Here is a 12766-nt window from a genome sequence, read left to right as displayed (position 1 = left end):
GATGACCGACCATGTGCTGTCGATCGAGGATCTCTCGGTCACCTTCCAGTTGCACGAGAGCGAAGTGCATGCCGTGCGCGAGATGAACTTCAAGCTGCGCGCGGGCGAGACGCTGGCCGTGGTGGGCGAGTCCGGCTCGGGCAAGAGCCAGGCGTTCCTCTCGATCATGGGGCTTCTTGCCAAGAACGGCCGCGCCAGTGGCCGGGCGATGCTGGGCGACATCAATCTCGTCGGGCTGGAGAAGTCGCGGCTGGACCGGGTGCGCGGCAAGGACATCGCCATGATCTTCCAGGATCCGATGACCTCGCTGAACCCCAGCCTGAGAGTGAAGGCGCAACTCGCCGAGGTGCTGGTGAAGCATCGCGGCTTCGATCGCCGGCAAGCGGAGCGCACGGCGATCGAGATGCTGGAGCGGGTGGGTATCCCTGAACCTGCCAAGCGCGCCAACGCCTATCCACACGAAATGTCGGGCGGCATGCGCCAGCGCGTAATGATCGCCATGGCGCTGCTGTGCCAGCCGAAGATCCTCATCGCCGACGAGCCGACCACGGCGCTCGACGTGACGGTGCAGGCGCAGATGCTCGATCTGTTCAAGAACCTGACCAACGACTTCGGCACTTCGCTCGTCCTGATCACCCACGACCTCGGCGTCGTCGCCGGTGTCGCCGACCGCATGATGGTGATGTATGCGGGGCGCGCGGTGGAAAAGGGCTCGGTCGACGAGTTGTTCTACAATCCGCGCCACCCCTACACGCTCGGCCTGCTGCACTCGACCCCGCACATCGCACAGCGGGCGACGCGGCTCGATCCCATCCAGGGCCTGCCGCCCAGCCTCGAACACCTGCCCAAGGGCTGCTCGTTCAATCCGCGCTGCTCGTTCTGCTTCGACCGTTGTCTCGAAGAGCGGCCGCCGCTGATCGACACCGGCGATGGCCGGGAGAAGGCCTGTTGGTACGAGGGCCCGATGCGCTACGAACAGAAGGTCGCCTGATGGACCAGACACCGATCAACCTGCTCGAAGTCCGCGACCTGAAGAAGACCTTCTCGATCGCCACCGGGCTGTTCGCGCGGCCGCTGAAGCTGACTGCGCTGCAGGACATCAACTTTTCCATCCGCCAGGGCGAGACGCTCGGCATCGTGGGGGAAAGCGGTTGCGGCAAGTCGACACTCGGCCGCTGCATCCTGCAACTGATCGCGCCCGACGAGGGCCAGGTGCTGTGGCTAGGGCAGGACCTCACCTGCGTGCCGGCCGAAGAGATGCGCAAGCGCCGTGCCGACCTGCAGATCATCTTCCAGGATCCGCTGGCATCGCTCAATCCGCGCATGACCGTGGGCGAGATCATCGAGGATCCGCTGCGCACCCTTAAGCCCGAGCTCAAGAAGGAAGAGCGGCGGGCCAAGGTGGTGCGGATCATGGAGGCCGTTGGCCTGCTGCCGGAGATGATCAACCGCTACCCGCACGAGTTCTCGGGGGGGCAGGCGCAGCGCATCGGCATCGCCCGGGCACTGGTGACCGAGCCGAAGCTCATCGTCTGCGACGAGCCGGTGTCGGCGCTCGACGTGTCCATCCAGGCGCAGATCCTGAACCTGTTGAGCGAACTCAAGGACGAGTTCGGTCTGACGCTGATCTTCATCTCGCACAATCTCAGCGTGGTCCGGCACGTCTCCGACCGTATCCTGGTGCTCTATCTTGGGCGCATCATGGAGCTGGCAACCGGCGACGAGATCTATGAGGATCCGAAGCACCCCTATACGCGGGCGTTGCTGACGGCTGTGCCGATTCCCGATCCGAAGCTGGCGCGACAGCGCAACATCGATGCGTTGCGGGGCGAGATCCCGTCGCCGATCAACCCCCCGTCGGGCTGCCCGTTCCGGACCCGCTGCCGCTTCGCCAAGGAGCGGTGCGCCGAGGTGCTGCCACCGCTCGAGACCATCGAGGGCGGTCGGCTGGTGGCTTGTATCCGCTGGCGGGAGATCGAGCAGCCGGAAGCGGCGGTGCTCGGCGCCTGAGGCGGCCGGTCAGTCCAGCCAGCGACGGTCGCTGCCGGGCAGGCTGACCGTGCGCCGACGACGTCAGGGCCGTTGCAGCTTGCGGGCGAGGCGACGCCATCGAGACCGGCGAGATCGGCGACCAGAACGCGGGACGCAAGTTCGGTGGACATCGTGGCCTCGGCAGGGGCATTGCCGCGACACCAGCGGAGGTTTGCCTACAAGCGCTTATCGGCGAACATACCCGTCCGAGGCGTGAAAAAGCGGCACCGGCCGCGTTGACAGGCGAGGCCGTTTTCCCTATGACTGCGCCCAGTTTCCGGGCGCCTTGGCGCCCCTTTTGTTTGACCGAGGACTACGAGATGAAGATCCGCAACTCGCTGAAGGCGTTGATGACGCGCCACCGCGCGAACAAGCTCGTCCGCCGCCGCGGCCGGGTTTACATCATCAACAAGGTGGACAAGCGCTACAAGGCCCGCCAGGGCTAAGCTGACGACACCGACATGATCCGAAGCCCGCAAGCAATTGCGGGCTTCTTCTTTTTGTCCTAGGCGTGGGACCTTGCCCGGCACCCCTGCGGCGGAGCAACCGGTGCGTGGGCACGGTCCGGCAAGTACAAGCACAGACCAGCCGCTCCTTATCTTTGCATTAACCATAATCCTGCAGGCTTTCTTCACTTGCAGGCACGGGGGTTCTTCGAATGCACAAGAGTTGGACTGGCGATCGCCGCAATGGCTGTTGCTACACTTCCCGCCATGGCCGCCGATCTGGTGATCGATGCGCCAGGCTACTACACTGATCCGGGTTTCGACTGGAGCGGCTTCTATGCAGGCCTGTCGGCCGGCTATGGCTCGGGCAATGCTCGCAGCGTCAGCGACGGGACGGGTATCGTCACCGACGTACCGCTGAATGGCGGATTGCTCGGGGTCACCCTTGGCGCCAATGCCCAGTTCGATGGCTTCGTGCTCGGTGCGGAGGGCGACGTGATGTGGTCGGGCGTGAGCGGCACCGCCGTCTGCGTCGGCACTCCGGCGTTCAACTGCAATGCCAATGTCGACTGGCTCGGCAGCATTCGGGCGCGCGCCGGCGTGACCATGGACAATGTCCTGCTGTTCGCAACGGGCGGCCTTGCCATTGCGGGGGGGACCGGCACGGTCACGCCGCCGGCTGCCGGCATCACCAACACCTATAGCGATACCTATGTGGGCTGGACCCTGGGCGCCGGTGTCGAGGTCGCGGTGACCGAGTCGGTCTCGGTGAAGGCCGAGTACGGCTACTACGATCTCGGCAGCCGGACAGCGCCGGTAGGCACGCTGGCGAGTGCACAGACCGTTACCAGCAATCCGGTGGTGCACGTGGTCAAGGCCGGCCTCAACTTCCACTTCTAGGCAGTAGCGGCGGACAAGGAACAGGCCCGGCAGCAATGCCGGGCCTTTTGCGTAGGGAGCCGCTGTGTTGGTGAACGCCTTCCCTGCGGCAAGGAGCGGCTCCGAAGACAGCGATCAGGAACAAATTTCGCAACGCACCATTGCCCTGCGTAGAGCACCGCCACCAGCGCTGCGGTGCAAATGGAGGGTTTGATGCCGGTGCCGCGTCGAGACATCTACAGTGCGACCGAAGATGGAGGCGTGCAGCTGGCTGCGGGCATCGATCGCTGGCACCTGCATGACGACCATGTCGATCTGGCGCCGCATCGGACCCCTGGCACGCTGGTCCGGTTCGACGCTCAACTGATGCCGTTCGTGGACGACCTGTCGCGCGGTGCGCTGGTGGTCATCGACATGCAGAACGACTTCTGCGCTCCCGGTGGCTGGACCGACCGTTCAGGCCTCGACTACCAGCGCTGCCGCAAGGCCATTCCCGGGGTGCAGCGTGCCCTCGAAGCCGCGCGCCGGCACGGCATGTGGGTGATCTGGGTCTACTGGCATAATCGTCCTGATCTCAGGAACCTGGGTGCACCGACCCTTTATTCGTTCAAGCACACGCCGGGCCAGGCCGGGATCGGCCAGGACCTCGCCAATGGCGCCGTGCTGACGCAGGGCTCCTGGGGCGCCGAGATGGTGGATGAACTGAAGCCGCTGATGGACCCCGACGACATTCATGTCGAGAAGGTCCGCATGAGCGGCTTTTACGGCACGCATCTGGATCAGGTGCTTCGCACGCAGGGCATCAGCACGCTCTACTTCGCCGGGGTCAATATCGATCAGTGCGTGACGACCACGATGGAAGATGCCTACTTCCGCGACTACAACGGCGTTCTGCTCGAAGACGCCTGTGCCACGTCCAGCCCCGATTTCTGCCAGCAGGCCGTGGTCTTCAATGCGAAGAACTGCTGGGGCTTCGTGATGGATACGAACGCGTTTGCGAATCCCGTACCGGAACAACGCGGCGTCAGCGACTGATAGATGTCCGCGGGCTCGCTTGCGGGGAAGACGCCCGCGACGATTTCAGCCGTCGCGGGAGCTTGCCGGGTCAGCTCGAGCCGGCGCCGTCCTGGCGAACGAAGGCGATGCGAAGCATGTTGGTGGCGCCTGGGGTGCCCAGCGGCACGCCGGCGGTGATGGCGATGCGGTCGCCGGGGCGGGCGAAGCCCTCCTGATAGGCGATGACGCAGGCGCGATCGACCATGTCTTCGAGATTCACCGCATCCTCGGTCTGGACGCAGTGGATGCCCCAAACGACGGACAGACGGCGGATCGTCCGGAGGTTGGGCGAGAGCGCGATGATCGGCTTGTTGGGCCGTTCGCGGGCGGCACGGATGCCGGTCGAGCCCGAAGCGGTGTAGGTGACGATGGCGGCAAGGTCGAGCGTCTCTGCGACCTGGCGCGTCGCGGCCGAAATGGCGTCGGCAGCGGTGGCTTCCGGCTCGGTCTGGGCGGCGCGGATGATGCCGCGGTAGTTGGCGTCGCTTTCGACGGCGGCGGCGACCTTGTTCATGGTCGACACGGCTTCGATCGGGTACTGGCCGGATGCGGATTCCGCCGACAGCATGATGGCGTCGGCGCCCTCGAACACGGCGATAGAGACGTCCGACACTTCGGCGCGGGTCGGCACCGGCGAGGTGATCATCGACTCCAGCATCTGGGTGGCGACCACCACCGGCTTGCCGTAGCGGCGGCACATGCGGATCATGCGCTTCTGCAGGCCCGGCACGGTTTCGAGCGGCAGTTCCACGCCGAGGTCGCCGCGAGCAACCATGATGGCGTCGGAGAGCTTGACGATCTCCTCGAGGCGATCGATGGCCTGGGGCTTCTCGATCTTGGCCATGACACCGGCACGGCCCTGCACGATCTTGCGGACATCGATGATGTCCTCAGGGCGCTGGACGAAGCTGAGCGCGATCCAGTCGGCCTCGGCGGCAAGGCCGGCGAGCAGGTCGGCGTGGTCCTTTTCGGTGAGGGCGCCGGTCGGCAGCAGCGTGTCGGGCAGGGAGACGCCCTTCTTGTCGCTGAGCTTGCCGCCGTAGACGACTTCGGTCTCGATGGCGCCGCCGCCGACGCGGGTCGCCTTGAGCTGCAGCTTGCCGTCATCGAGCAGCAGGCGGTCACCCACCGACACGTTCTCGATGATCTCGGGATGCGGCAGGTAGACGCGCTCGGAATTGCCCTGATCATCCTGGATGCTGTCGAGCGTGAACTTCTGGCCGGCGACGAGGTTGACGGCACCGTCCTTGAACTTCCAGACGCGCAGCTTGGGGCCCTGAAGGTCGACCAGTACGCCGAGCGGCCGCTTGATGCGGGCCTCGACGGTGCGGATGCGCTCCACCGTCTGGCGCATCAGGTCGTGGCTGGCATGGCTCATGTTGATGCGGAAGACGTCGGCACCGGCCTTGGCCAGTTCCTCGATCATCTTCTCCTCATGGCTTGCGGGCCCGAGGGTGGCGACGATCTTTGCGCGTCTCATCCGTCTCATCGTATTTCGTCCAGTCAGTTGCTTGCCGGCGGGGCGTTGTCTGCCGGCGGGGGTGGCACGGGAGCTCCGTCCGGTGGCGTGGCGCCGTCGTCCGGCGCCTCGATGGTCACGTCATCCGGGTCGATCGTGAAGGCCGGATCCTCAAGGTCCTCCCCTGCATCCGGTCCGACGACTGCGGGAGCATCCGCGGTTTCGGTCAGCTGCAGCGTCCAGTCGGAACGGCTCTGGGTATCGATTTCAAAGAACCCGGTGCGCTCATAGCCGCGGGCGAGGCAATCCTCAACCCCGAATATCGTGAAGGTTTCGTCACGGGTGCACATGAACACCTGGCCGTCCCAGGCGCCGCCCCCGATGTCATCGACGGCGTAGATGTAATAGAAGCGCCGCTCGAGATCGCCCTGGTAGAGAACGCGGCACTCGCCGGCCGGTGTCTGCCACCAGCCTTCGCTCATCCAGCCGCGCTCGGCGCGATAGCCGAGAGCCACCGACACCATGTTGCCCGTCTCGTTGCACACGCGCAGATCGGCCCGCGCGGGGGCCGCGAAGGCGAGCATGGCAATCAGTGCGCCAATCAGCGGGAGACCGAGACGGAGAGGGGACAAGCGGGAGCCGGCAGACACGGGAAAAGACCTCCGGGTGTTTGAGCGCAAGGCGCTGGCGGGGTCAATGGCTAGGACCGTTATTTGACCGAAATACGGGTATGCAGCCGTGCCATGTGGATTGCTGGACAAAGGGGTTGAACCGCCGGCCCGGCTGGGGTTGAACGGGCGCCGATACAGGAAGGAAGCAGCATGGCCGTCGAAGACAGCGTTGCCCAGGACCAGCTCAGGGCGTTCGTCGAGCGCATCGAGCGCATGGAAGAAGAAAAGGCGGCCATTGCCGCCGATATCAAGGAAATCTACGCCGAGGCCAAGGGCAACGGCTTTGACATCAAGATCCTCCGCCAGATCATTCGCATCCGCAAGCAGGATGCCAATGAGCGCATGGAGCAGGAAGCGCTGCTGGATCTCTATATGAGCGCGCTCGGCATGCAGAACGCGCCATCCGACGACTGACGCAGGCGTGAGCGGCCGGGGCAACTCCCCCGGCCCGCACGCAGCCAGAACACAATCAGCTGATCTTTGCCAAAGCCGCCGCCATGGCGGCTTCGTCGTAGCCGAGGGTGGTGAGCGCTGTGGCGACAACGCCGGCGCGATCGAGACCGGCTTCGGCGTACATGTCGGCCTGCGATGCGTGCTCGACGAAGGTGTCGGGGATCATCAGCGGACGGAAGCGCAGGCCGCCATCGAGCAGGCCATTGCTGGCGAGGAAGGTCGCCACATGGCTCCCGAAGCCGCCAATGCCACTTTCTTCGGCGGTGATCAACAGGTCGTGGCGGCCGGCGAGATCGGCGATCAGTTCGGCGTCGAGCGGCTTCATGAAACGCGCATCGGCAACGGTGGGATTGAGTCCGAGGGTCGCCAGCCGGTCGGCGGCGGCGAGAACCTCCGACAGACGCGTGCCGTAGCTCAATAGCGCGATGGTGTTGCCCTCGCGCACGACCCGGCCCTTGCCGATGGGCAGACGCTCGCCGCGCGCGGGCAGGTCGACGCCGACGCCGTCGCCGCGAGGATAGCGGAAGGCGATCGGGCCCTGGTCGTAGCCAGCGGCGGTCGCCACCATGTGCCGAAGCTCGGCTTCGTCGGCGGCGGCCATCAGCACCATGTTCGGGATGGCGCCGAGATAGGCGCTGTCGTAGTTGCCGGCATGGGTGGGCCCGTCGGCACCGACATAGCCGGCGCGATCGATGGCGAAACGAACCGGCAGCCCCTGGATGGCGACGTCGTGCACGACCTGATCGTAGGCGCGCTGCAGGAAGGTCGAATAGATGGCGCAGAACGGGCGCATGCCTTCGCTGGCAAGACCCGCCGCGAAGGTCACCGCGTGCTGCTCGGCAATGCCGACATCGAAGCAGCGGCTGGGGTGGACCTCGGAGAACTTGTCGAGGCCGGTGCCGTTGGGCATGGCAGCATTGATGGCGACGATCCGCGGATCGTCGTTGGCTTCCTGGATCAGGCTTTCGGCAAAGACCGATGTGTAGGAGGGCGCATTGGACGGCGCCTTGGCCTGAGCGCCGGTGATGACATTGAACTTGGCGACGCCATGGTACTTGTCGGCCGAGTTCTCGGCCGGGCCGTAGCCCTTGCCCTTCTTGGTGACGACGTGAATGAGGATCGGGCCCTCTTCGGCGTCACGGACGTTTTCCAGTATCGGCAGCAGATGGTCGAGGTCATGACCGTCGATGGGGCCAACATAGTAGAAGCCGAGTTCCTCAAAGAGCGTGCCGCCGGTGAAGAAGGAGCGGGCGAATTCTTCGGTCTTGCGCGCCGGTTCGTGCAGGAACGGCGGGAGCTTCGACACCACCGCCTTGGCCGCCTCGCGGGTCCCACGATAGACGGGACCCGAGACAAGACGCGCGAGATAGCTGCGCAACGCGCCGGTGGGCGGGGCGATCGACATGTCGTTGTCGTTGAGGATGACGATGAGCCGCGCGTCCATGGCGCCGGCATTGTTCATCGCCTCATAAGCCATACCAGCCGACATGGCGCCGTCACCGATCACTGCCACGACATTGCGGCGGGTGCCGAGCAGGTCGCTGGCTACGGCCATGCCAAGACCGGCGGAGATCGAGGTGGAGGAGTGGCCAGCACCGAAGGGGTCGTATTCGCTTTCGGCGCGGCGGGTGAAGCCGGACAGGCCGCCCTTCTGGCGCAGGGTGCGGATACGGTCACGGCGGCCAGTCAGGATCTTGTGCGGATAGGCCTGGTGACCGACGTCCCAGATGATGCGGTCGTGCGGGGTGTCGAAAATGGCGTGCAGCGCCACCGTCAGTTCGACCACGCCGAGCCCGGCTCCCAGATGGCCGCCGGTCACGGAGACGGCATCGATCATCTCGGTGCGCAGTTCATCGGCAAGCTGACGCAGGTCTTCCCGGGGAAGGGCTCGCAGATCCGCCGGGGAACCGATGGTGTCGAGCAGCGGCGTCTGGGGTTTTTCTGCGGCCAAGTGGTTCAGGTCCTATGCCGGAAGGGAAAGGGAATACTTAGGCTCGCCATCCATTCAATGCAATCGGCCGAGCGAGTCCGCTCGTTCCTGAGACAATGCGCCCGATGTAAGGCGGTTCAGTTGCCGATGGCGATGGGCGGCACGGAGCCGAACGCCTGCAGCGGCAGATCGCGGGGGTTGCTCCCCGGAGCGAGCACGGGCGCGTAATTGCCCATCTCGGGTGTCGGATCGAAATCGGCCTCGTCATGATCGTGGATCACAGCGAAATGGCTCGAGGTCAGTGAAGCCGGCGCGAGGAGCACGTCCGCGGCGTGCTCGAGGTCGGGCGCGACCAGTTGCGGTTCGCGGATGCCGCTCTTGGCCCGGGAGACATGCTCGGCGAGCGCATCGGCAACTGTGTCGTCGCTGCTGAGGGCGGCAGCGCCGAAGGTGCCGGCAAACAGCGGGTCGCGCGGAGCAGAGCTACCGGCGGGAACGCCGAGCGAGGCGTGCAGGCCCATGGCGGTACCGGGCACCGACGGCAGGATCGGGAGGCGAGATAGCGGATTGGGCTGGGCGGGCGTCGGTACGGCGGCGGTCGTCTCCTGCTCGATCAGGGCTTCCAGCGTGCGCTGGGCGCCGGCATCCTGCTGAGGCATGGTCGGCAGGTAGGCGATGACGGTCTGTTCGGCCGGCGGCTCGCTCATGATCAGGCGCGGCTGCGGGACGGGGGCAGCAACTGCCGCCAGAGCCGTAACGGCGTCGCCGGAGGGTACGGCGGCAGCCGTAGCCTGCTGCAGGGCCGCGGATTTGACCACGGGGAAGGGGACGAACTCCGGTTCGGCAATCTCGTCTTCCGAGAGCGGAGCGCTGCCGACGGTGGAGAAGGGGATCTGGGGTACCGGCGCTTCATCCTCTTGCACTGCCGCTGCGGCGAGGGTCGGGCCACCCAGCGAGGCGGGGCGCATGAAGGGGATGGGCGCCACGGTCGATGCCGTGGGTGCGGCCGGAGCGGGAGCCGGCTGCGGCGCGGTTGCTGCAACCTGAACCGGGGCCGACGGAGCCGGGGCGGCGGGTGCTGGGGCGTCCTTGCCACCGAACAGCATGTCCATCAGCGTGCGGCCCGAACCGGCGTCGGCAACGGCAGTGCCGGACGAGCGGCCATTGCAGGGATAGGCGTGACAGCGCTTCCACTCGGCCAGCGCCACCTGGTAGCCCTGCTGCGACAGCGGCTTGCCATCAGTGGGCAGGTGCATGGTCTTGCCGTCGGGGAACAGGTCCTGCAACTGCGCACGCGTCATCCGCGGCCAGGCGCGCACGGAGCCGGTATCGAGGTGGACGAACGGGCTGCCTGAGCTTGGATAATAGCCGACGCCGCCGACCTGTTTCTTCATGGCGACAGCGCGCAGCTTGGTGAGGGGAATGCCTGGGATGAAGAAATCCATGGCATTGCCTTTGGTGTGCTGCGAGTTCTCGGCCACGCCCGACGAGGTTTCCCGCAGCATCGCATTGGTGGCCGGCGAGCGATAGGCGGAGACGATGTGGACAGGCTGGGTGGCGCCGACTTCCTGGTACACTTCCCAGATCAGGTCGAAGAGGCGCGGGTCCATCTTAGCCGGTTCGTTGCGGCGCCAGTCACGGAGGAACTGGTTGAGCTCGTTCAGTCCCGACTGCACGTACTGGCCGTTGCGCTTGAAGACGATGCGGGCCGTCTCGCGGGTATGGGTGTAGTAGAGATAGAGGGCGCGCTCGCTGGCGCCATAGGCCGGCACCACTGCCTGCGGCAGGAGGACGGTGATGCTCATAAGGGCGGCCATGAACAGCCGCACGATATGGTGCCCGCTCAAGAAGGAAGTCCCCGTCACGCTGAACTCTGCCCGGATACGCCTAAACATCTCGGCAGATTAGCGCTCAATTGGAGCCAATTGATTAACGCTAACCAACTCTGAAGCCTTGGCGACCCAACTCCTCACGACAAAGTCATAGCGCCGAAATAGCGGCGTCACCAAGGCGAAATTGTTAAGCGAATCCTACCGGGGCGCCTCAGGGGGAGAGCGTGTTAGCGGCAGCCGGTACCGGCTCGGCGGCAGCGATGATCTCGGGTGCGAGCTCCGGCAGCGTGCCCAGGCCCATGGCTTCGATCACCGCGGCGTTGTGGCCATAGACGTCCCCAAAGGAAACCAACTCGCCATCGTCCGTCACCTTCACCGTGAAATAGGCGAGGTGGACGGGGATCTGCCGGGTTGGATTCACCCAGCGCTCACTCGGACCAAACATGGCCTCGAGGCTGGCACGGGAAATGGTCGGCTCGTTCGCCATCAGCGCGTCGGCGAACTCCATCGGGTTCTCGACCCGCACGCAGCCATGGCTGAAGGCGCGAAGGTCGCGGGCGAACAGCGACTTCGAGGGCGTGTCGTGAAGGTAGACGTCGTGCTTGTTGGGGAACAGGAACTTGATCTGACCAAGGGCATTGCCGGGGCCCGGCCGCTGGCGCACCCGGAACGGGAAGTTCGAGGTGCTCACCATGCTCCAGTTGACCTGCCAGGGGCTCACCGGGGTGCCGTTGTAGAGCAGGTCCATGTTCTGGCTGTCGAGGTAAGCCGGGTTGCGCAGCACCGCCGGGGCGACCTCGCCGCGGATGATGGAGCTCGGCACGTTCCAGTAGGGGTTCACCACGACGTGGCGAATATTGTCCGAGAAGATCGGCGTCTGGTTCTTGACCGTGCCGACCACAACCCGTGTGGTGTATTCCTCGACGCCGTCGCGATTGATGCGCAGCCGGAACTCGGGAATGTTGACGAAGACGTGGAACTCGCCGAGATCCCGCGGCATCCAGCGCCAGCGCTCCATATTGGCGAGGATATCGGCGCGGGTGACGGGCAGGCCGCCGTTGAGGGCGGAGCGCGTGGCGGGACCGACAGCGCCATCGACGTCCAGCGCGTGGGCGATCTGGAAGGCCTTCACCGCCTCGACCAGCGTATCGTCATAGACAAGGCTGTCGCTGGCCGGCAGCTCGAGACGGGTGCGCAGCGTCGGCACGCGCGGATCGCTCATGCCGGAGCGCAGGGTGGGGCCTTCGGCGAGCTGCGGCGGACGGTTCGCGCCGCTCTCGTCGAAGGCGGCAAGCGCCTTCTTGAGCGCCAGGTACTGCGGGTGGGTCGGCTCGAGGGCAGCCAGCACCTTTTCCGGCTCATCCGAAGAGGCCAGCTCCATCAGCAAGGCCGTTTCATCGAGAGCCTTGGGGGCAATGTCGAGCAGCGGGTTCACTTTCCGCGGGTCGAGACGGCCGGTGTAGAGATGCGTCGCATAGCGCATGACGGCGGCGGAGAAGCGGGTCTCCAGGGCTGCCAGGCTGGCCGGATCTGCGCCGCTGGGAGCGAGGTCGAGTTCCGGCGTCAGGTAGTCGGCGGGATCGAGGCCCAGTTCGGCCGCTTCGCCGAACAGGCGCATGATGCGCTGCGCGCTCGCCGAAAACGCCACCTCGCCATCGCTGCCTTGATCGAGCCAGATGGGTTCGAAATGCCGGGCGCCATAGAAGAAATAGAGGTCCTGCGCCTCGCGATAGGCGGCGGTATCGCGCGCCGCGCTGTAGTAGGCGGCGGACAGGCCGGCCTTGATCGTGGCTGCCAACGGGGTTGCGGGTGGGGCGATCACCACCGGCGACACGGCCAACCCTGCCGCAAGCTCCTGGCCCGCAGCCGGCACAACCGGTGCGGTGCCGGCCAAGGCGGCAACAAGGCAGAGGACGAACCTGTTCATGAGCGCTCCCAGACACGAAAGCAGCCATGACGCCTGGCCGCCAACGCTTCCGAGCAATACTCTTGAAACCTTAACAGGAGCA

At 65.5% G+C, this 12766-nt stretch carries 11 protein-coding genes; 6 read left to right on the top strand and 5 right to left on the bottom strand.

Annotated elements, in window-relative coordinates; translation table 11 throughout:
• Position 1 precedes the first annotated feature (1 nt).
• The 5 genes from ACFSX5_RS06260 to ACFSX5_RS06240 all read left to right on the top strand — a co-directional run bounded on the left by ACFSX5_RS06260 (position 2) and on the right by ACFSX5_RS06240 (position 4391).
• Entirely contained in the window at positions 2-991 is a 990-nt protein-coding gene (locus tag ACFSX5_RS06260) for an ABC transporter ATP-binding protein (RefSeq protein ID WP_386832427.1), read from the top strand.
• Positions 991-2010, top strand: coding sequence for an ABC transporter ATP-binding protein (locus tag ACFSX5_RS06255; protein ID WP_386832426.1), 1020 nt, complete (start codon positions 991-993; stop codon positions 2008-2010). Before ACFSX5_RS06260 ends, ACFSX5_RS06255 begins: the two co-directional genes overlap by 1 nt.
• Positions 2011-2351: 341 nt before the next feature.
• A complete protein-coding gene (ykgO, locus tag ACFSX5_RS06250) occupies positions 2352-2477 on the top strand; it encodes a type B 50S ribosomal protein L36 (protein WP_035098668.1) in 126 nt (41 codons plus the stop codon).
• A 243-nt stretch (positions 2478-2720) separates the two neighbouring features.
• Positions 2721-3377, top strand: a complete 657-nt coding sequence (locus tag ACFSX5_RS06245) for an outer membrane protein (RefSeq protein WP_386832425.1) — start codon at positions 2721-2723, stop codon at positions 3375-3377.
• A 192-nt stretch (positions 3378-3569) separates the two neighbouring features.
• A complete protein-coding gene (locus tag ACFSX5_RS06240) occupies positions 3570-4391 on the top strand; it encodes a cysteine hydrolase family protein (RefSeq protein WP_386832424.1) in 822 nt (273 codons plus the stop codon).
• Positions 4392-4461: 70 nt separating this feature from the next.
• Here the strand turns inward: ACFSX5_RS06240 and pyk are convergent, their stop codons facing one another.
• A complete protein-coding gene (pyk, locus tag ACFSX5_RS06235) occupies positions 4462-5901 on the bottom strand; it encodes a pyruvate kinase (RefSeq protein ID WP_386832423.1) in 1440 nt (479 codons plus the stop codon).
• Between the two features lie 14 nt (positions 5902-5915).
• Positions 5916-6455 (bottom strand): DUF1036 domain-containing protein, encoded by a 540-nt coding sequence (locus ACFSX5_RS06230; RefSeq protein WP_386832422.1) that lies wholly within the window; start codon positions 6453-6455, stop codon positions 5916-5918.
• A gap of 237 nt (positions 6456-6692) precedes the next feature.
• Between ACFSX5_RS06230 and ACFSX5_RS06225 the strand changes: the two genes are divergently transcribed.
• Complete coding sequence (locus ACFSX5_RS06225; protein ID WP_386832421.1) at positions 6693-6956, top strand: DUF2312 domain-containing protein; 264 nt, start codon at positions 6693-6695, stop codon at positions 6954-6956.
• 55 nt (positions 6957-7011) lie between these two features.
• Here ACFSX5_RS06225 and dxs read toward each other — a convergent pair whose 3' ends face one another.
• From dxs to ACFSX5_RS06210, 3 genes are all read right to left on the bottom strand, one after another.
• Complete coding sequence (gene dxs, locus ACFSX5_RS06220) at positions 7012-8946, bottom strand: 1-deoxy-D-xylulose-5-phosphate synthase (RefSeq protein WP_386832420.1); 1935 nt, start codon at positions 8944-8946, stop codon at positions 7012-7014.
• A gap of 116 nt (positions 8947-9062) precedes the next feature.
• Positions 9063-10772, bottom strand: coding sequence for a DUF882 domain-containing protein (locus ACFSX5_RS06215; RefSeq protein ID WP_386832419.1), 1710 nt, complete (start codon positions 10770-10772; stop codon positions 9063-9065).
• 196 nt (positions 10773-10968) lie between these two features.
• On the bottom strand, positions 10969-12684 hold the full coding sequence (locus ACFSX5_RS06210; RefSeq protein ID WP_386832418.1) for a L,D-transpeptidase family protein: 1716 nt from the start codon (positions 12682-12684) through the stop codon (positions 10969-10971).
• Between the last annotated feature and the right edge of the window lie 82 nt (positions 12685-12766).

The sequence above is a fragment of the Devosia albogilva genome, assembly GCF_042685625.1.
GTDB lineage: Bacteria > Pseudomonadota > Alphaproteobacteria > Rhizobiales > Devosiaceae > Devosia > Devosia albogilva.
Note: the sequence above shows the minus strand (reverse complement) of the source record. Positions and strands in the feature narration are given on the sequence as shown.

Coding starts and splice junctions, on each gene's coding strand:
- ACFSX5_RS06260 (WP_386832427.1), top strand. CDS start 2: ATGACCGACCATGTGCTGTCGATCGAGGATCTCTCGGTCACCTTCCAG.
- ACFSX5_RS06255 (WP_386832426.1), top strand. CDS start 991: ATGGACCAGACACCGATCAACCTGCTCGAAGTCCGCGACCTGAAGAAG.
- ykgO (WP_035098668.1), top strand. CDS start 2,352: ATGAAGATCCGCAACTCGCTGAAGGCGTTGATGACGCGCCACCGCGCG.
- ACFSX5_RS06245 (WP_386832425.1), top strand. CDS start 2,721: ATGGCTGTTGCTACACTTCCCGCCATGGCCGCCGATCTGGTGATCGAT.
- ACFSX5_RS06240 (WP_386832424.1), top strand. CDS start 3,570: ATGCCGGTGCCGCGTCGAGACATCTACAGTGCGACCGAAGATGGAGGC.
- pyk (WP_386832423.1), bottom strand. CDS start 5,901: ATGAGACGGATGAGACGCGCAAAGATCGTCGCCACCCTCGGGCCCGCA.
- ACFSX5_RS06230 (WP_386832422.1), bottom strand. CDS start 6,455: ATGCTCGCCTTCGCGGCCCCCGCGCGGGCCGATCTGCGCGTGTGCAAC.
- ACFSX5_RS06225 (WP_386832421.1), top strand. CDS start 6,693: ATGGCCGTCGAAGACAGCGTTGCCCAGGACCAGCTCAGGGCGTTCGTC.
- ACFSX5_RS06210 (WP_386832418.1), bottom strand. CDS start 12,684: ATGAACAGGTTCGTCCTCTGCCTTGTTGCCGCCTTGGCCGGCACCGCA.